General features: G+C 61.6%; 17 protein-coding genes and 1 tRNA gene. 5 read left to right on the top strand and 13 right to left on the bottom strand.

The window, feature by feature from the left end:
* The first annotated feature begins 2 nt into the window (after nucleotides 1-2).
* Nucleotides 3-1,226, top strand: coding sequence for a flagellar hook-associated protein FlgL (gene flgL / locus ACYQ3M_RS02555; RefSeq protein ID WP_460034481.1), 1,224 nt, complete (start codon nucleotides 3-5; stop codon nucleotides 1,224-1,226).
* Here the strand turns inward: flgL and ACYQ3M_RS02550 are convergent.
* The 4 genes from ACYQ3M_RS02550 to rnr are packed head-to-tail and all read right to left on the bottom strand — an operon-like array spanning nucleotide 1,223 to nucleotide 6,406.
* A complete protein-coding gene (locus ACYQ3M_RS02550; protein WP_460034480.1) occupies nucleotides 1,223-2,023 on the bottom strand; it encodes an MOSC domain-containing protein in 801 nt (266 codons plus the stop codon). The two genes, flgL and ACYQ3M_RS02550, sit on opposite strands and share 4 nt — an antisense overlap.
* Nucleotides 2,020-3,408 carry a class II fumarate hydratase gene (locus tag ACYQ3M_RS02545; RefSeq protein WP_460034479.1) on the bottom strand — a complete coding sequence of 463 codons (1,389 nt, stop codon included), beginning with the start codon at nucleotides 3,406-3,408 and terminating at the stop codon, nucleotides 2,020-2,022. Before ACYQ3M_RS02545 ends, ACYQ3M_RS02550 begins: the two co-directional genes overlap by 4 nt.
* Nucleotides 3,405-4,163: a 23S rRNA (guanosine(2251)-2'-O)-methyltransferase RlmB gene (gene rlmB, locus ACYQ3M_RS02540; protein WP_460034478.1), complete on the bottom strand. Its 759-nt coding sequence runs from the start codon at nucleotides 4,161-4,163 to the stop codon at nucleotides 3,405-3,407. The genes ACYQ3M_RS02545 and rlmB overlap by 4 nt, the downstream gene beginning before the upstream one ends.
* The gene (rnr, locus tag ACYQ3M_RS02535; protein ID WP_460034477.1) at nucleotides 4,160-6,406 is read right to left on the bottom strand and encodes a ribonuclease R; all 2,247 of its coding nucleotides are present in this window, start codon (nucleotides 6,404-6,406) and stop codon (nucleotides 4,160-4,162) included. The genes rlmB and rnr overlap by 4 nt, the downstream gene beginning before the upstream one ends.
* A gap of 132 nt (nucleotides 6,407-6,538) precedes the next feature.
* Here rnr and ACYQ3M_RS02530 point away from each other — a divergent pair.
* A tRNA-Leu gene (locus tag ACYQ3M_RS02530) sits at nucleotides 6,539-6,625 on the top strand.
* Between the two features lie 3 nt (nucleotides 6,626-6,628).
* Here the strand turns inward: ACYQ3M_RS02530 and ACYQ3M_RS02525 are convergent.
* From ACYQ3M_RS02525 to hfq, 6 genes are all read right to left on the bottom strand, one after another.
* Nucleotides 6,629-7,921 (bottom strand): adenylosuccinate synthase, encoded by a 1,293-nt coding sequence (locus ACYQ3M_RS02525; protein WP_460034637.1) that lies wholly within the window; start codon nucleotides 7,919-7,921, stop codon nucleotides 6,629-6,631.
* A gap of 11 nt (nucleotides 7,922-7,932) precedes the next feature.
* Nucleotides 7,933-9,126 carry an ATP phosphoribosyltransferase regulatory subunit gene (locus tag ACYQ3M_RS02520; RefSeq protein ID WP_460034476.1) on the bottom strand — a complete coding sequence of 398 codons (1,194 nt, stop codon included), beginning with the start codon at nucleotides 9,124-9,126 and terminating at the stop codon, nucleotides 7,933-7,935.
* Between the two features lies 1 nt (nucleotide 9,127).
* On the bottom strand, nucleotides 9,128-10,000 hold the full coding sequence (gene hflC / locus ACYQ3M_RS02515; RefSeq protein ID WP_460034475.1) for a protease modulator HflC: 873 nt from the start codon (nucleotides 9,998-10,000) through the stop codon (nucleotides 9,128-9,130).
* Entirely contained in the window at nucleotides 9,997-11,172 is a 1,176-nt protein-coding gene (hflK, locus tag ACYQ3M_RS02510; RefSeq protein WP_460034474.1) for an FtsH protease activity modulator HflK, read from the bottom strand. The genes hflC and hflK overlap by 4 nt, the downstream gene beginning before the upstream one ends.
* 83 nt (nucleotides 11,173-11,255) lie before the next feature.
* Nucleotides 11,256-12,515: a ribosome rescue GTPase HflX gene (gene hflX, locus ACYQ3M_RS02505; RefSeq protein ID WP_460034636.1), complete on the bottom strand. Its 1,260-nt coding sequence runs from the start codon at nucleotides 12,513-12,515 to the stop codon at nucleotides 11,256-11,258.
* Nucleotides 12,516-12,549: 34 nt separating this feature from the next.
* Complete coding sequence (hfq, locus tag ACYQ3M_RS02500; protein WP_460034473.1) at nucleotides 12,550-12,798, bottom strand: RNA chaperone Hfq; 249 nt, start codon at nucleotides 12,796-12,798, stop codon at nucleotides 12,550-12,552.
* A gap of 184 nt (nucleotides 12,799-12,982) precedes the next feature.
* Here hfq and ispH point away from each other — a divergent pair, with 184 nt between their 5' ends.
* Entirely contained in the window at nucleotides 12,983-13,948 is a 966-nt protein-coding gene (gene ispH, locus ACYQ3M_RS02495; protein ID WP_460034472.1) for a 4-hydroxy-3-methylbut-2-enyl diphosphate reductase, read from the top strand.
* On the opposite strand, the gene ACYQ3M_RS02490 is transcribed toward ispH, so the two are convergent.
* Together ACYQ3M_RS02490 and ACYQ3M_RS02485 are read right to left on the bottom strand one after the other, a co-directional pair.
* Complete coding sequence (locus tag ACYQ3M_RS02490) at nucleotides 13,930-15,711, bottom strand: potassium channel family protein (RefSeq protein WP_460034471.1); 1,782 nt, start codon at nucleotides 15,709-15,711, stop codon at nucleotides 13,930-13,932. The two genes, ispH and ACYQ3M_RS02490, sit on opposite strands and share 19 nt — an antisense overlap.
* Nucleotides 15,711-16,094, bottom strand: coding sequence for a DUF6394 family protein (locus ACYQ3M_RS02485; protein WP_460034470.1), 384 nt, complete (start codon nucleotides 16,092-16,094; stop codon nucleotides 15,711-15,713). The genes ACYQ3M_RS02490 and ACYQ3M_RS02485 overlap by 1 nt, the downstream gene beginning before the upstream one ends.
* A gap of 90 nt (nucleotides 16,095-16,184) precedes the next feature.
* Between ACYQ3M_RS02485 and ACYQ3M_RS02480 the strand changes: the two genes are divergently transcribed.
* Both ACYQ3M_RS02480 and xseA read left to right on the top strand, forming a co-directional pair.
* Nucleotides 16,185-16,574, top strand: a complete 390-nt coding sequence (locus ACYQ3M_RS02480) for an RNA-binding S4 domain-containing protein (RefSeq protein WP_460034469.1) — start codon at nucleotides 16,185-16,187, stop codon at nucleotides 16,572-16,574.
* Nucleotides 16,574-17,935 carry an exodeoxyribonuclease VII large subunit gene (gene xseA / locus ACYQ3M_RS02475; protein ID WP_460034468.1) on the top strand — a complete coding sequence of 454 codons (1,362 nt, stop codon included), beginning with the start codon at nucleotides 16,574-16,576 and terminating at the stop codon, nucleotides 17,933-17,935. The genes ACYQ3M_RS02480 and xseA overlap by 1 nt, the downstream gene beginning before the upstream one ends.
* Before the next feature lie 3 nt (nucleotides 17,936-17,938).
* On the opposite strand, the gene ACYQ3M_RS02470 is transcribed toward xseA, so the two are convergent.
* The gene (locus tag ACYQ3M_RS02470) at nucleotides 17,939-18,541 is read right to left on the bottom strand and encodes a c-type cytochrome (protein WP_460034467.1); all 603 of its coding nucleotides are present in this window, start codon (nucleotides 18,539-18,541) and stop codon (nucleotides 17,939-17,941) included.
* Nucleotides 18,542-18,563 lie beyond the last annotated feature (22 nt).

Below are 18,563 nucleotides of genomic sequence, written 5' to 3'. Positions count from 1 at the left end.
CCATGCGTTTGTCCACCGTATGGATGCAGCAGGCCGGCGTCCACGCCATCACCCGACAACAGACCAAGCTCAGCCAGACCCAACTCCAACTGGCCAGCGGCAAACGCGCCTTGACCCCCGCCGACGATCCCATCGCCTCCTCCAGGGCTTTAGGTCTTCAGGAGGAAATCCGTAAGTACCAGCAATATCAGGATAACATCGCCGCCGCCACCAACCGCCTGGCGCTGGAAGAAGCGACCTTGGCGTCGATCACGGAGATCGCGCAGCGCGTGCGGGAATTGGCCGTCCAGGCCGGCAACCAAGCCACCTTACGCCCCGAAGACAGGCGTTATCTGGCGCAAGAAGTCCGACAGGCTTTGGGCGAGCTCGTCGGCTTGGCAAACAGCAAAAACGGCGGCGGCGAGTATCTGTTCGCCGGCAGCCGATCCTACACCCAACCTTACCCCAGCGAACTGAGCACTCCCCCAGGATACTACGTCTATGCCGGCGATACGAACCAACGCCTGCTGCAGATCGGCCCGACCCGGCGCATCGCCGACGGCGACCCGGGCAGCCGCGTCTTCGAGGAGATCGTCACCGCCACCGCTACGCCCGCCGAAATCGTCCAAGGCTCGCTCACCCCGCCGGTCGCCGAGGTGCAAAAAATCAAGGCGCCGGCTTTGGCGGCAGGTTCGGTGTTTGAATTAACGATCGGCAACCTCACTCTACGCGCCGGCCCCCTAGACAGCGACCCGACGCTTGCCGAACTGGTCAGCGCCTTGCAAGCCGACCCCAATTACGCCAGCGCCCCCTTTACCCTGGCCGAAGGCACCGGCGCCGATGCCGGCAAACTGGTCTTGACCTGGACGGCCCCGGGCGATGTGGCAGAGCAGGCGACCTTAAGCAAGAAGGACAACCTGTTCAGCTTGGTCGATCAGTTTGCTCGAGCTTTGGAGGGGACCTTGCCCGAAGAAGTAATCGGCAACTCGCTATTCGCTTTAGACAACGCTTTGGAGCGCCTGAGCACGGTCCGCGCCGACCTCGGCGCGCGCCTGAACGCCGCCACAGAACAGCGCCAAGTCAACGAGCAGTTCGTCCTAGAGATGCAATCGACCCTGTCCCAGGTTCAAGACCTAGACTACGCCGAGGCGATCGGTCGCTTTAACTTGGAGCAGGTCGCCCTCCAAGCGGCGCAGCAAGCGTTCGTCAAGGTCCAGGGACTGTCGCTGTTCAACTTCCTGCGCTAGCGCACCTCGACCCGATCGCCCACGCGCAGCGCGCCTTGGTCTTGATGGATGAGGTTCTGACCGAAGTAGATTTTCTGATCGCGCTTGCGGTAAGTCGCAAGGGTAGCGAGCGGCTCCTTGCCAGAAAATTTCCCGGTTTCGGGATCGACGGTGGTGATGGCGCAGCGCGAACACGGCTTGACCACCCGCATCCGCTTCCCGCCGATGGCGATCTCGCGCCAGCCGTCTTCGGCGTAAGGCAACGCGCCCTCGACCACGAGGTTAGGACGAAAACAGCGCACCGTCACCGGCCGCGCCAGCCGCCGGTTGAGGTCGTCGAGCGAGCTTTGGCTGAGTAAAAGCAGCGGAAACCCGTCGGTAAACGCGGTGCGCTCTCCTGCCCGCGCGTAGCGGGTGTCTACCTGGCGCTCGCCGTCGTCAGGGAACCACACCAGGCGGCAAGGTGCGCCGATCGCCCGACTCAACCAGGCATCGGCCTCGGCGCCTACGGGGATTGCCGCCACCGCGTCTTGCCATACCGTCACGAGCTGCCTAGGCCGCGTGGGATCGGCGGCCGGCACCTCAAGCTCGCCCAGCTCGGGATGGCGCAGCCGTAGGCTTCCGCACGCATCGATCCGGGGCTGGATCTTGGCCATCTGCGGAAACTCGCGCTGGGTCATGAACCTTCCCTCCGGAGTCACCACCATCCAACGCCGGTCCAAGCGCAAGCCAAACGCGTCCAGCTCCCACGCCTGAACCTGGATCCCGCCCAGCGACTTGACCGGATAAAGATAAATTTGGCTCAAAACCAAGCTCACGGCCAAACGATCCCCCCCGCGGTCAAACGCTTAGGGTCGAGCAAGCGCTCGAGCTCGGCGCGGTCGAGTCCGGTCTCCTCCGCCGCCACCTCGATGATCGCGCGCCCCTCGCGGTAGGCGCGCTTGGCGATCTCGGCCGCCTTCAGATAGCCCACGACCGGGTTGAGGGCAGTCACTAAAACCGGATTTCGAGCTAAGGGGGCGGCCAAGTTTTCGCGCTTGACCTTGAACCCCAAGATCGCCTTGTCGGCGAGCAGCTGTGCGCCGTTGGCCAGAAGTTCTATGCTCTGGAGCAGGTTGTAGGCGATTACCGGCAGCATCACGTTGAGCTGGAAGTTGCCGGATTGGCCCGCCACCGCGACCACCAAATCGTTGCCGAACACCTGAGCGCAAACTTGGCACACCGCCTCCGGGATCACCGGGTTGACCTTGCCCGGCATGATCGAGCTTCCCGGCTGCAAGGCGGGAAGCTCGATCTCAGCCAAGCCCGCTAAAGGCCCAGAGTTCATCCACCTGAGGTCGTTGGCGATCTTCATCAGGCTGCAGGCCAGCGCTTTGAGCTGGCCGGAAAGCTCCACCGCCACATCCTGAGAGCTCAAAGCGGCAAAAAAATTGCGGCTGGGTTCAAACGGCAGCCCAGTGACCACCGCCAGCCTCGCGGCAAAGCGGCGGGAAAATTCCGGATGGGCGTTGATCCCCGTACCCACCGCCGTCCCGCCTTGGGCGATCCGGTACAACCTGGGCAGACTCGCCTTAAGCCGCTCGAGCCCGGCCTGGATCTGGGCCGCCCAGCCGGAAAGCTCTTGGCCTAAGGTCAACGGCATCGCGTCCATCAGGTGGGTGCGGCCGGTCTTGACCACATCTTGTAACTCCCGCGCGCGCTGTTCGATGACCTCGAGCAGATGCTTAAGCGCCGGCTGCAAGCGCCTGTGAACCTCGAGCGCGGCGCTTAAATGGATGGCGGTCGGGATGGTGTCGTTGCTGCTTTGGCTCATGTTGACGTGGTCGTTGGGATGGACCTTTTTGCTACAGCGGCGGGCCGCAAGATGCGCGATCACCTCGTTCGCGTTCATATTGCTGCTGGTGCCCGAGCCGGTCTGGAACACGTCCACCGGAAACTGATCGAGGTAGTTTCCGGCCAAAATCTCGTCGGCCGCCTGGACGATGGCGGCGGCGATCGCCTCATCCAACAGCCCCAGGTCGCGGTTGACCTCGGCGGCGGTGCGTTTGAGCAAAACCAGCGCCTGAATGAAACTCGGCGGCATCCGTAAACCGCTGATGGTGAAATTCTCCACCGCCCGCTGCGTCTGGGCACCGTACAAGGCCTCGGCCGGCACCTTGACCTCGCCCATGCTGTCTTGTTCGATGCGGAAACTCTCAGTCATCGCTCCCCTCCAAGATTACCCAACTCGCGCTGCCTGAGCGCCTCGTACAACAACACGCCGGCAGCCACCGCCAAGTTCAGGCTTGCCACCGTACCGCGCATCGGCAGCCTCACCAAAACATCGCACGCCTCCCGGGTCAGCCGCCGCAAACCCTTACCTTCCCCCCCTAAGACCAGGGCCAAAGGCCCTTTCAGATCGGCCGCGAACGCGAGCCGGTCCCCGTCGCTCGCCGCGCCGACGATCCATAAGCCGGCCTCTTTGAGCCGCCTGAGCGTGCGCGCCAAGTTGGTGACGCGGTAGAGCGGCATCGTCTCGGCCGCGCCGCTGGCCACCTTGCACACCGTTGGGGTCAGGCCACAGCTTTGGTCTTTGGGCACGATCACCCCGCTTGCGCCTACGGCGTCGCAGGTTCTAAGGCACGCTCCCAGATTGTGCGGGTCTTGCGCCTGGTCCAGCACCAAAAACCACAAGCTTTTCGCGTCTTTTGTCAGAACCGCTTCCAAATCCTCCTCATCCTGCTCGTCCGGCAATACCACCTCGAGCACCACCCCCTGATGGTGGGCGCTGCCAGCGAGTCGGTCGAGGCGCGCGCGCTCGACGGCCTCGGCAGGAATGCCTAATCCTTCAAGCCGTTCGCGCAGCGCCTGAAACTTAAAATCGCGCCGCTTACGGTCTAGCCACGCCCGCACCACCCGTTCGGGGCCATTGGCAAGCACGGCCAAAACCGCGTGAAGGCCAAACAGACGCTGCCTCATGCGGCTTTCTTGCGTCGCCGGCGCGGATTGCGTTTGGCACGCGCCGAAGAGGTAGGCGCGATCAGCTCCAGATCGATTTTGCGCTCGTCCAGATCCACCCGCGCCACCTTGACCCGGACCAGGTCGCCGATCGCAAAGCGGACCGAGCTGCGTTCCCCGATCAGACAGTGCCGGATAGGATCGAAGTGATAGAAATCCTGCCCCAGGCTGGAGACATGGACCAAGCCCTCGACGAACACGTCTTTCAACTCGACGAAAAAGCCAAACGAGGTCACCGCCGAGATCACGCCTTCAAACACCTCGCCTACCTTGTCCTGCATGTACTCGCATTTGAGCCAGGCGATCACGTCCCAATTGGCCTCGTCGGCGCGCCGCTCGGTCATGGAGCAGTGCTCGCCAATCGCCTTGAGGCTCGGTTCGGAATAGATAAATCCTTCCCCTCGGCCGCCTTGAAGAGCGTAGCGGATGGCACGATGCACGAGCAGATCCGGATAGCGCCGAATCGGCGAAGTGAAATGGGTATAAGCTTCCAGCGCCAAACCGAAATGGGGTTTTTTCTCGGGGCTGTAAACCGCCTGCGGCAGGGTGCGCATGATCAGGGTCTGGATCAGGTGGGCATCCACGCGGCCTTGGGCTTGCTTTAACACCGCGAGGAAGTCCTTGGGCTCGGGTTTTTCTCCGCCGGGAAGCGTCAACCCCAATTCCGCCAAAGACCTTCGCACCTCGGCCACCTTCTCCGGATCAGGGCCTTCGTGAATCCGGCGCAGGTAAGGGATTTTGCGGCGATCGAGAAAGCGGGCGGCGGCGGCGTTGGCGGCGATCATGCATTCCTCGATTAGCCGATGGGCATCGTTGCGCACTACGCGCTCGATGCGTTCGATCTTGCGCCCCGGACCGAAAACGATCTTGTACTCGTCGGTGTCGAAATCCATCGCCCCGCGCCGCTCGCGCTCCTGGCGCAAGGCCCTGAAGACCGCGTACAGATCTTCCAAATGCGGCACCAGGTCGCGATACTTGGCGCGCAAGGCCGGATCCCGATCGACCAGGATCGCCGCCACCTCGGTGTAGGTCAGGCGGGCCGCCGAACGCATCACCCCCTCGTAGAACTTAGAACGGATCACCTGGCCTTGGCGATCGACTTGCATCTCGCACACCAGCACCAGGCGGTCGACCTGCGGATTGAGGGAGCACAGGCCGCAGGACAAAGCCTCCGGCAGCATTGGGATCACTCGCTGCGGGAAGTACACCGAATTGCCGCGTTTTAGAGCCTCCTGGTCCAGCGCGCTATCTAGCTGCACATAATGGGAGACGTCGGCGATCGCCACCCACAGGCGCCAGCCTTTGGCGGTCTTTTGGCAGTAGACGGCGTCGTCGAAGTCGCGCGCGTCCTCGCCATCGATAGTCACCAACGGCCGCCGGCGCAGGTCGACTCGCCCCGCCTTGGCGGCCTCCGGGACCTCCTGAGCGAACCGTGCGGCCTCCGCCAACACCTCCGGGGGCCATTGCGCGGGGATGCCGAAGGCGCGGATCGCCACTTCGATTTCCATTCCCGGCGCCATGTGTTCGCCCAGCACTTCGACGATGCGGCCGATGGGCCGAACGCGCAAAGTCGGTTGCTGGACGATCTCGGCGACCACGATCTGGCCTGGGCGGGCGCCGTTTAGGTATTCTTCCGGGATCAGGACGTCGTGGGTGATGCGCTTGTTGTCCGGGACGACGTAGGCGATGCCGCGCTCCCGAAACAAGCGCCCAACCACTCGGTCGCAACTCCGTTCTAAAATTTCGACGATGCTTCCCTCACGCCGCCCGCGGCGGTCGACGCCGGTGACGCAGGCCACCACTCGGTCGCCGTGAAACACCTGGCGCATCTGGCGAGGCGAGAGGAACAAATCTTCCCCGCCTTCGTCCGGCTTAAGAAAGCCGAAGCCGTCGGGGTGGGCGATCACCCGCCCGGAAATCAAATCCTGGCGGTTGATCAAACAATAACGGTCGCGGCGGTTGCGCAGCAGTTGGCCATCGCGCTCCATCGCGTTCAGGCGCCGCTGCAGCGCTTCCAAATCGACGGCCTCATGCAAGCCTAAACTGCCGGCGATCTCCTCGAACGCAAGCGGAATGGCCTTTTCTTTGAGCAGGGCGAGAATCGCCTCGCGGCTGGGGATGGGGCGGGCGTATTTTTTGGCTTCGCGCTCGGCATACGGGTCGGAAAAACGCACGCTCGGCTCTTCCGGGCGTTTTCTCGTCAAGGAGCGGGCGCGGTTTTGCTTTGATTTGGCGAAGCCAGCAGAGGAATTTTTTGCCATAGAGAGCGAATTAAAGCGGCTTATCGAGCCAACGTTGACATGGTAACACGCAGAAGCTATATTTTCCTTTCCTTTGCCGAGGTGGCGGAACTGGTAGACGCGCTAGATTCAGGTTCTAGTGGGGGAAACCCCGTGGAGGTTCAAGTCCTCTCCTCGGCACCACGCCTAGTCGAAGGGATGCTCCAAAACGATGGTCTGCTGCCTGTCGGGGCCAGTGGATAAGATCGCGACCTTCACTCCCAGCAGTTCTTCTATCCGCTCAACGTAGGCGCGCGCGTTGGCAGGCAGATCCTCCAGCCGCGTAACCCCTGCCGTGCTTTCCCGCCAGCCCGGCAAAACCTCCAGCACCGGCTCGCAGCGGGCGTAATCTTCGGCGTTCAAGGGCGCCTGCTCCAAAATTTGGCCGTTGAGCTTATAGGCCACGCCGAGGGCGACCTTTTCCAGCCCGTCGAGCACGTCCAATTTGGTCAGGCAAATCCCCGACAAGCTGTTAAGGCGCGCGGACTTGCGCATCGCCACCGCATCGAACCAGCCGCAGCGGCGCGGCCTCCCCGTGGTGGCGCCAAACTCGTTGCCCCGCTCGGACAAGTGCCGGCCAACTCGGTCGTGAAGCTCGGTGGGAAAGGGGCCGTTGCCTACCCGGGTGGAATACGCCTTGGTGATCCCTAGCACATAATCGAAGCTGAGCGGTCCCAGGCCGCTGCCGCACGCAGCGCCGCCGGCGGTGGTGTTGGAAGAGGTCACAAACGGGTACGTGCCGTGATCGATATCGAGCAGCGCCCCTTGCGCCCCTTCGAACAGCAAGTCCTTCCCCTGCCGCTGAAGCTCGCTCAGCCGCGCTCCCACGTCGAGGATCATGGGTTTGAGCTCTTCGCCCCAAGCCAAAAGCTCGTCTAGGGCCGCCTGATAATCTACGGCAGGGCGATGGTAATAACCGGTCAAAACGAAGTTGTGATAATCGAGCAGAGCGCGCAATTTGTCGGCAAGCCTCTCGGGATAAAACCAGTCCTCGGCGCGGATGCTGCGGCGCGCCACTTTGTCTTCGTACGCCGGTCCGATGCCGCGTCCGGTAGTGCCGATGGCGTTGTCTCCCAACCGCCCTTCGCGCGCCTGGTCCAAAGCCACGTGCACGGGCAAAAGCAACGGACAGGCGGCGCTGATCTTGAGCCGCCCGCGAATCTCGACGCCGGCTTCCTCCAACGACCGGATCTCCTCCAGCAGCGCCGGCGGCGAAAGGACCACCCCGTTGCCAATCAGGCATTCGACCTCAGCATGCAAAGCCCCCGAGGGAATCAGGTGCAGCACGGTCTTGCGCCCGCCGATGACCAGGGTGTGGCCGGCGTTGTGGCCGCCTTGAAAGCGCACCACCGCACCTGCTCGATCGGTCAGCCAATCGACGATTTTGCCCTTGCCCTCATCTCCCCACTGCGTACCGATAACGATGACGTTTTTGCCCATGGTTTTGCGTTTCAATCCACAATCGAGACGATTTCGAACCGGCGGCCGCGGCGCTCCAGCTTAAAGTCGCACCCCATCTGCCGCGCGTCCTCGTGAGCGCTCAAAGCCTGGATCACTTGCCAACCTTGCTGCCGCAGCTCCCGAACCGTCTCGGTAAGCTCGGGGTCTTCCCCGCAAGGCGCCCACAAACGCTTGCCTGAAAACTGCTCGACCGGCACGCCAAGCCGCAGAAGCAATTTCAAGTCGGCGCTAAATCCCACCGCTGGCCGCGCCCGCCCGAATACTTCGCCGATGGCGTCGTACCGCCCGCCGCGGGCGACTTCGCGTCCATAACCCGGCACCAGCGCCGCAAACACCAAACCCGTATGGTAGTGGTACCCGCGCAGCTCCGCCAAATCAAAGTGAACCGGCAAGCTCGGATAGAGGCGCCGGATCTTCTCGGCCACGTCTTCTAAGCTGTCCAGCGCCGCATTCACTTCATCCCCTGCATCGGTCAGGCGCGCGCGCGCTTGCGCCAACACTTCGCTCTCGCCGTTGAGCTCAAGCAACGCGCCAAAATGCGCCTTGGCCTGCGCCGAGCAATCGCATTGCGCTAGAAATTGCTCGAGATCCGGCCGCGACTTGCGCTGCAGGATAGCGAACAACTCGACTTCCGCTTCCGCATCCAGCCCAGCCTGACGCGCCAGCCCCCGGTAAATGCCCACATGGCCCAAATCCAGATGCACTCCGAGCACACCGGCTTGCGCCAAAACCTCAAGCATGAGCCGGATGACCTCCAAATCCGCCTCAACGCCGGCGTGGCCGTAAAGCTCGGCGCCAATCTGAATGGGACTTCTGGATTTGTCCAGCGGATCGGCATAAGTTCGCAGCACCGTGCCCACGTAACACAACCGAGTCGGCGCTTCGCGTTTGAGATTGTGGGCGTCGATCCGCGCCACTTGGGGCGTCAAATCGGCGCGTATTCCAAGCAGCCGGCCGCTCATAGGATCGGTCAGCTTGAAGGTGTGCAGCTCCAGGTCGTGGCCGGTTCCGGTCAGCAACGAGTCTAAATACTCGACCAGCGGCGGGAACACCAACTCATAGCCAAAGCCAAAGCAGATGTCGAGCAGGCGCCGCCGCAAGTCCTCCAGGCGCATGGCCTCGTTCGGCAACACTTCTTCAATGCCGTCCGGCAGCAGCCAACGGTCGGTCGGCAAGCCCTTCATCTTAGGGGCGTTCGCGCTTGAAGTAGCGGAAGAAGTCCGAATTCGGCTCCAGGATCAACAGGTTGCCGGATTCACCCAAGGTCTTCTCGTACGCGTTCAAGCTGCGGTAAAAGGCAAAGAATTCCTCGTTTTTGCCGTACGCCTTAGCGTAGATATCGGCCGCCAGAGCGTCCCCTTCGCCGCGTAGCTTCTCGGCATCCCTGCGCGCCTCGGCGAGGATCACCTCGCGCTGGCGGTCGGCATCGGCGCGAATCCGCTCCGCCGCCTCCATTCCCTGGGAACGGAACTCCCGTGCCACCCGCGCCCGCTCGGAACGCATCCGTTCGTACACGGAGGTGGAGACTTGCGGCGGCAAGTCGATGCGCTTGATCCGAATGTCGAGGATCTCAATCCCTAGCCGGGTCGCGATCGGCCGCGTCGTCTTCAGGAGCAATTGCCGGATCACCTCGCGGTCGGTGGAGATCAACTGGCGGATGGTGCGCTTGCCGAATTCGCTGCGCAGCTCGTCCTTGATGATCTGGTCCAGCCGAATGTTGGCCTGGCGCGGGTCTCCTGCGACCGTGATGTAGAACGTCTTGACGTCGGCAACGCGCCATTTGACGAACGAATCGACGATTACGTTCTTTTTTTCTGAGGTCAAAAAGCGCTCCGGCTTGGATTCCAAGGTCAAGATCCGGGCGTCGAACTTTTTGACCGTATTCCAGACCGGAATCGGAATCTTGAAATACAGCCCCGGCGTATAATCGTCGCGGACGATTTCGCCAAAGCGGAATTTGATCGCTTTTTCGGTCTCATGGACGGTGAAAACCGAAGCGTATCCTCCAATCAGCAGTAGGGCCAATAGGCCTAGGCCAAATTTAGCCGCTGTCGTCATCTTCCCCTCCCTTCGCGCCCACGCGCGGGTTGCCGCAAAAGCGGCTGTGCCGGTTGCCGCTGTAAAAGCTGCTGCGCTGCTGCCGCCCCTTCGGTGGCTCCAGGTGGCGAGCGGTCGGTCGCGGCGGAACCAAATCCTTGAATCCGATCCAGTGGCAGATAGAACAGGTGGTTGCCTCCCTGCACGTCCACGAGAACGGTTCCAGTCTTGCTTAGCACCGATTCCATGGTGTCCAGATACAAGCGAGTGCGCATCACCTCGGGGGCCTTTTCGTATTCGGTCAGAATCTGCGCAAAGCGGCTGGTATCCCCTTGGGCTTTGGCGATCGTTTTCTGTTTGTACCCTTGCGCTTCCTCCAGCACCCGAGCCGCTTGTCCGCGCGCCTTGGGGATGACCTCGTTGGCGTAGGCTTGGGCTTCGTTGATAAAGCGTTGCTCGTCCTCGCGCGCCTTGATGGCGTCTTCAAAAGCATCCTGGACTTCCTCGGGCGGCTGGGCATCCACCAGGTTGACGGTTTGAATGCTGATTCCCGAGCGATACGCGCTCATGATCTGCTGCGTCAACGCTTTTACCTGGGCGGCGATTTCACTGCGCCCTTCGGTTAAGACAAAATCCATGGTGCTGCGCCCTACCACCTCGCGCAAGGCGCTCTCGGCCACCTCGCGCAGGGTCTTTTCCGGATCGTTGATATTGAACAGAAAATCCCTGGCGTTATCGATCGTATATTGCACCGCCAAGTGCACGCTGACGATGTTCTCGTCTCCTGTCAACATCAAGGCTTCTTGCGGAACCGAACCGACGCCGCTGCGATACCCCAACTCCAAAAAGCGTTGCTGCTCCACATCGACGATGTCGACCTTTTCCACCGGAAACGGGATGTGCCAGTGCAGGCCCGGCAAGGTGGATTCAGTATAGCGTCCGAAGCGGGTCACCACTCCGCGGTTGCCCTCATCGACGATATAAAATCCGGTCAGCGTCCAAAGCACCAAGATCGCCGCGAGGATCAGCCAGGCGATCGTGGCCGGAGGCGGCGCTTCCCCCTCTTTGCCAAACCACCGGCCGAGCCAATTTTGAATCGAACGCACGATTTCTTCGAGTTCGGGAGGACCGCCCGGCTGTTCTTGTCCGCTCCAAGGATCCTTCTTGCCCCCACCCGGCTCATTCCAGGCCATGCTTTACGCTCCTAAATGGTTGTTCAACGTAACCTCAAACATTCCAGATTGCGCACGGACTATCTTAACCCAACCTCCCACACTTACCGCAAAGAATACGCGCCAACGCCCTCGAGTATATTCCGGTGCCTCGCCGGCAACTCCACTTCCATATTCCATCCACCGTCGCCTGCGACTTCATCTTGCAAAACCCGCCCCAGAGCGAACAAGCGGGCGCGAAGCCCTGCCTCGCGCGGCGGCAAATGCAGCTTGGCGCGCACCACCTCAGCCGCTAAAGTTTCGGCCAGCGCCGCAAGCAGCAGGTCAAGCCCCGCGCGGGTCTTTGCCGACAGCCAAACCCGGCGCGGTCGGCCATCCGAGTCGCGCTCTAGGCGCGGGGCCAAACCCAAGCGATCGATCTTGTTATACACTTCGAGCACGCGCCCGCGCTCGACGCCTAATTCGCCTAAAACGGCGTAAACCGCCTCGATTTGGGCCAGACGTTGGTCAGCGCTGGCGTCGATCACGTGCAGCACGACCTCCGCCTCGCACGTCTCCTGCAAGGTGGAGCGGAACGCGGCGATCAGTTCGTGGGGCAGGTGGCGAATGAATCCCACCGTGTCTGCTAGGATAACTTGGCTGCCGGCCAGCTCGAGCCGGCGCAAAGTAGAATCCAGGGTGGCAAACAGCTGATCCGCTGCGTACACCTGCGCGTTGGTCAAGGCGTTAAACAAGGTGGACTTGCCAGCGTTGGTATAACCTACCAAGGCCACCGTAGGAAGCTCGACTTTCTTGCGCGCCCTGCGGCTTTGCCGGCGTTGCTTTTCCACCCTGCGAAGGCGTTGTTCGATCTGGCGAATGCGCTGGGCGATCAGCCGGCGGTCGGTCTCGAGCTGGGTCTCGCCCGGCCCGCGCAGGCCGATCCCCCCTTTCTGGCGTTCCAGATGGGTCCAACCCCGCACCAGGCGCGTGGCCATGCGGCGCAGCTGAGCCAACTCCACTTGCAGCTTGCCTTCATACGATCGGGCCCGCTGGGCAAAAATGTCCAAGATCAGGCCGATGCGGTCCACCACCCGCACGCCTAAAGCTTGCTCTAAGTTCCGCTCTTGACTCGGCGATAGAGCGTGGTTGAACAGGACCAAATCGGCCTGATGGGCGGCAACCGCCTGCCGCACCTCCTCCACCTTGCCCTTGCCGATGAAGAACTTGGGATCGGGTTCCTGCCGGCTGCCTTGCACCACCGCAACCGGCTGCGCTCCCGCAGACTGGGTGAGCGCCGCAAGTTCGGCCACATCCTCAGCGTCGAAGAGCGTGGCGATATGGACCAATACCGCGCGCGCTTCGCCAGCGGGACGAGGAATCAATGGCATCCGAGCGAGAAATTGCCTACCGCAACTACTACTCTTCGGCTTTGTCGCCCTCTTCGGAGCTATGAGGAATCCGCACCGGCCGCGCCGGCACGATGGTAGAAACGGCGTGCTTGTAGATCATCTGATTGACCGAGTTTTTGAGCATGATCACGTATTGATCAAAGGATTCGATTTTACCCTGCAGCTTGATTCCATTGACCAGATAAATGGATACTGGGACGTGCTCCTTGCGCAAGGTGTTTAAGAAGGGATCTTGAAGATTCTGGCCCTTAGACATGCTAACTTCTCCTTATTCTTGTGCTCTCCGCCCCCACTCGGGGCAACCTCGAGGCAAGCCCAACAAATTCTACCAAAACTAACGGGTCGCCATTATCATAGACAAATCAGATAGACCCAAGTTTAACCCTTCCGCATTTGGAATCGCTGAGACCGAAAAGCTTCCTGAAATCAAAGGAAAAACCATGCAAATCCTACTCGCCAATCCTCGAGGTTTTTGCGCCGGCGTCGATCGGGCGATCGAGATCGTCGAGCGCGCCATCGATGCCTTCGGTGCGCCAGTGTACGTCCGTCACGAGGTCGTGCACAACCGGTACGTGGTCGAAAACCTGCGCCGCCGCGGAGCGGTTTTCATCGAAGATCTTAACGAAGTGCCCGAAGGCGCTACCCTCATCTTCAGCGCCCACGGGGTATCGAGAAAAATCCAGGAAGAAGCGCAAAGGCGCAGACTCAACGTATTCGACGCCACCTGCCCGCTGGTGACCAAAGTCCACATCGAAGTCCACAAGCTCGCCAAAGAAGGCCGGGAAATCGTCTTCATCGGCCACGCCGGCCACCCCGAGGTGGAGGGGACCATGGGTCAGTACCAAACCGACCAACCCACCGGCGGCATCTATCTGGTGGAAACCCCGGAGGATGTGGAAAAGCTGCAAGTCAACGACCCCGATCACTTGGCCTATGTCACCCAGACCACCTTGTCCATGGACGACACCCAAGTCATCGTCGAAGCTTTGAAGCGGCGCTTTCCCAACATCGTCGGCCCGAAGAAAGAAGATATCTGCTACGCCACCCAGAACCGCCAGGACGCCGTCAAGAAGCTCGCCCGCCAATGCGACGTCTTGCTGGTGGTAGGCTCTCCCAACAGCTCCAACTCCAATCGGCTGCGAGAGATCGCCGAGAAGATGGGCAAACCGGCTTATCTTCTCGACGATGCGGCGCAGCTACAGCGCCGCTGGGTCGAAGGCGCCCAAACCGTAGGCGTCACCGCCGGCGCTTCGGCCCCCGAAATCCTGGTCCAGCAAGTCGTAGCCAAACTACGCGAGTGGGGCGGGGAAATCGTCCAGGAAACCCCGGGGGTGGAGGAAAAGATCACTTTTTCCATTCCGCGCGAGTTGCAGCGGGCCGCGGCCGGTCAGCCCGGCCCTGTATGACCTTCCGCCCGATTTGGAACGGCTTGGGGCCAAACCGCGTTCCAGGTCTGCCCTTGCCATTTGCGCAGCCAGCGCATCCAATACGCGCGCGGCAAGTCCTGGCCGGTCACCAGATAGTACAAGGTGTATTCGTTATGCACCGTCGCTTCTAATAGGCGATGCGCTGCTTCGGTGCCGCATAGCACGATTCTATCGTTCCGGCGTAGGCGATAACTTTTGTCTGGCAAGTAAGTTACGCCGTCGTCGGAACGCACCAGCAATGGCACCGTAGGAAGCCATACGCGGCGGTCGCGCGGGTCGCGCAGAAGATCTCCAAGCGCCACCGCCGCGCCGGCCTCCAGCGCTGCCCACAACGCCGGCGCTTGGTTTTCGAGGACTTTCAAAGTCAACAAACGCGGCGGACGAGCACCCACCGCCCGCTGCAGGCGCTTGATGCAATCCGTGATCACCTCCGGCCGGGAAGCGTGGATCTCCAGCAGATGGACGAAAAGCCGCCGAAGCAGCGGCGTGGTGAGCATAAAGAAAATGCGCCGCGCGGTGATCAAGGAAGGTTGCATGATCATGTCGGCGTGGGCGGCATTAAAAGCCAATTCGTTCTGGTGCTGGTTCTGGCGCACGATCGTGAATACTTTAGGGTTTTGCGCGCGCGCGTTGATCAGGATGCTCAAGTTGCGGCCGTCGTCGTCGGTGGCCGCCACTATCCCGACCGCCCGTTTGATTCCCGCCGCCTTCAAGGTTTTGGCGGTGGCGCTGCCGCGGATGAAGACATCGACCGGTTCTTCGATTTCCCCTTCGGAGATGACCGCCACCGACAACCCGAACCCCGTCAGCACCTTATAGACTTCCCGCCCCATTCGGCCAAAACCGCAGACGATCCAATGCCCGCGGGGCAACGGCGTAACTTCCGCGTCCAACCGGAAGTTCTTAGCCCCCGCCAGCCAGCCGTTGAGCAGATACAGATAAGGGTTGCAGATCGCCGCCCCCAACTCTTCGGCGAAGGTCTTGAACGGATCTACAAAATAAGTGCGCGCGCCCAAAGTCGCCAGGGTTTCCTCGTGGACCTGGGAGCCCGACTTGACGATGATGCGGATTTTGGGGTTGAGCAGGCGGGCCACGGCGGCGATCTTAAGGTTCGCTTCTTCGTTGCGGGTCAGCGCCACCACTCCCTGGCAGCGAGGGGATTGCAGGCCGGCTTCCAACAAGTGCTGCGGCAAAGTGGCGTCACAACAAAGTCCAGGTACCGGCACGCTGTAGTCGCGCAGTCCCAGCGCCTTGATCCGAATTTCGTCCTTGTCCAAGACCACGGCCGAAAACCCGACGTTACTCAAGCCCCTCGCCAGCAGGCTGCCGGTGTCGCCAAACCCGCAGAGAATGAAGAAATCGCCGGGCAGCCGCCGCACCGCCGAGACAAACCGATTCTCCGCCAAAGCGCGCTGAAAATAAACGTTCTGCAGCAACCGGATGATCGAGCCAATCGCATACAGCCAGGCGACCACCGTGACGAACAGGCACACGCTCGCCCACAGTCTCTGCGCGTTGCTGAACTCTTGCGGCACCTCGCCGAAACCGGTGGTGGTGGCGGTGTACATGACAAAATAAAAAGCGTGGAACAAGCTCATGTGGCCCCCGTCCTTGGCGGGCATCAGCGCCATGCCCAAGATCGCCACCGCATAGACCAGGATCAGCACCAGCATCGGAGTGCGCATTTCCCTAAGGACCAGGAAGGTCACCGGATGAGTGCGGGGGAGATTGGGTTCGGGCATCAGCGGCGCAGCATCAAAGTTTCGGCCACCACCATGACCACCGAGACGACGTTCGCCACCAACGCGCCTCCGCTCAAAGAGACGATAGTGGCGGTCACGTCCGGGGTAAGCTCGCTCCCGGTCACATGCACCACGATAGTCCAATAAAGCGCCGCGGCGATCAGCTCCAAATCCGCCACCAGGCTGGTAGAAAGGAGAATCGCGCCGATTTGGGTGCGATCTCCCAGCTTGAGGACCGTCGCGATCAGATTGACGACGATGACCGCGAACAATTCATAAACGTTATGATAAACGGGGTTGTCGAACTCGCCGAGAAAAAAGCCAAAGTTCAAGGTCAACGCCAAAACGATAAAAAAGCCAAAGATGACTTTTTCTAGATTCATTATTCACCCTATCGCAAGATTCGATCGCGTAGCCCAATCCTGCGTTATTCTCTCGATTTGCCCTAGCGCCCTCAACTCGAACGCTCAAGTATGGATCAACCCTTAAGCAAAATGCGCCTGGACAAGTGGCTTTGGGCGGCGCGCTTTTTCAAGACCCGCGCCTTGGCCGCCGAGGCGATAAGCGGCGGCAAAGTGCACGTGGACGGGCAGCGGGTCAAGCCGAGCAAAGCCATCGGCGTCGGCAGCCGGATCGAGATCACCAAAGCCCCTTACACGTTTGAAGTCATCGTCACCGGCCTTAGCGATAAGCGCCGGCCGGCCAAAGAAGCCGCCCTGCTCTACGCCGAAACCCAAGAAAGCCTAGTCCGTCGCCAAGAAGAGGCCAAGCGCCGGCGCGCCGAGGCAATTTCTCCCCAGCCGGCGCGGCGCCCGGACAAAAAACAGCGCCGCCAGATCCATCGCTTCAAACGGGCCGAGTGATGGCGGTACCGTCGCAGGTTTTGCAGGAACGCGAGGTCTACACCGTAAGCCGCCTCAACCGCGAGGTGAAATGGCTGCTCTCAGACAGCTTCCCCAAGCTCTGGATCGAGGGGGAGATTTCCAACCTGGCGCGCCCGGCTTCCGGCCACTGGTATTTCACCCTTAAAGACGCCCAAGCCCAGGTGCGCTGCGCCATGTTCCGCCGGCACGGCGAGCGGCTGGACTTTACCCCGGCCAACGGCCTGCACGTCTTGGCCTTGGTGCAGGTTAGCCTGTACGAAGCGCGCGGCGAGTATCAATTGCTCGTGGAGACCATGGAAGAGTCCGGCGACGGCGCCCTGCGCCGGGCTTTTGAGGCGTTAAAGCAACGCCTCGCCCGCGAAGGCTTGTTTGCGGCAGAGCGCAAGCGCCCGCTGCCCAAGTGGCCCGAGCGGGTGGGGGTCATCACCTCCCCTACCGGCGCGGCGATCCGCGACGTCCTCACCGTGCTGAGGCGCCGCTTTCCAGCTCTGGAAGTCATCGTCTACCCCTGCCAAGTCCAAGGCGCGGCCGCCAAACACGAGATCGCGCGCGCCTTAAAGATCGCCAACCAGCGGGCGGAGTGCGACGTTCTGCTGCTCGTGCGCGGCGGCGGCAGCCTAGAGGACCTGTGGGCGTTCAACGAGGAAGAAGTCGCGCGCGCCATTTATGCCAGCCGGATTCCGGTCGTCACCGGCATCGGCCACGAGATCGACTTCACCATCGCCGATTTCGTCGCCGACCACCGCGCCCCCACCCCTTCGGCCGCGGTTCTGGCCGTCAGTCCGGACGGCGAAGACTTGCACCGCCAGGTGCAAGTTTTGACCAGGCGGCTGCAGCAAGCGGCCGAGCGCCAACTGCGCCAGAGCCGCCAGCAGCTTGCTTGGCTGACCGGCCGCCTGCGGTCAAACCATCCGGCACGACGCCTCGGCGATTGGATGCAGCGCCTCGACGAACTCACCCTGCGCGCCCAAAGAGCGCTGCTTGGTCAGCTCGCCCACCGCAGGCAGCAGCTTAAAACCCACCTGGCCCGCCTAGCGCGCCATCATCCCAAAACGCGCCTGGCCCAGCTGCAAAGCCGCGTTGAACAACTCGACCGGCGCCTTTTGGAATTGCAGGCGATGCGCCTTAAAACCGGTCGCCTGCGCCTGGCCGAGCTGAGCCGGGCGCTGGAGGCGGTCAACCCGCTGGCGACCCTGGCGCGGGGGTACGCCCTCGTCACCGATCTCGACACCGGCCGAATCCTAACTTCGGCCCGTGGGATCGCGCCGGGCGCCCGAGTTCAGGTCCGCCTGGCGCAAGGCAAATTGCTCTGTGAAGTCAAAGAAACGCTCAATGGCTAGGCTTTACTCGTCTTGGACGATGCCCAGCCCCGTTTGGCTGGCATAATAAGCGGCCAGGTCGCGAATCTGCGCCTCGGTCAAGCCCTGGACCATAGACTGCATGACGGGGTTTTGCCGCTTGCCGCTTTGATAATCCTGGATGGCTTTGACCAGATAGCTCTCGTACTGCCCGGCCAGGCGCGGGAAGTTGGGCGCTGGGGCGTTGCCGTCGGCGCCGTGGCAGGCAGCGCACTTCTCTGCAAGCGCCTTGCCTTTGGCGACGTCGCCGGTAACCGGCCCTTCTTGGCTCTTGCTCTCGAACTTGGCCAGGTAAGCGGCCAGATCGGCCATATCCTGATCGCTCAAGGACCCGGCGTTGCCCGCCATGCTGCCGTGGGTGCGCGTGCCTTCCTTGTAAGCTTGCAAGGCGGCAATTAGGTAAGGTTCGTACTGGCCGCCGATCTTAGGCACGTGATAACTCGGATAGGCGTTCGTATAACCTGGAATGCTATGGCAACCCCTGCAAGTGTAAAACTTGATCTTACCGGCTGCGGGATCTCCGCCCCCCCAGGCTTGTCCCATCAGCACCGCCCCCAATACGCTCGCCCACACTGCGTTGTTTTTCATTTGCAATTTCCTCCCCAACGGT

It is taken from the genome of Methylothermus subterraneus (assembly GCF_054656915.1).
This window is presented reverse-complemented; position numbering and strand designations above follow the sequence as displayed.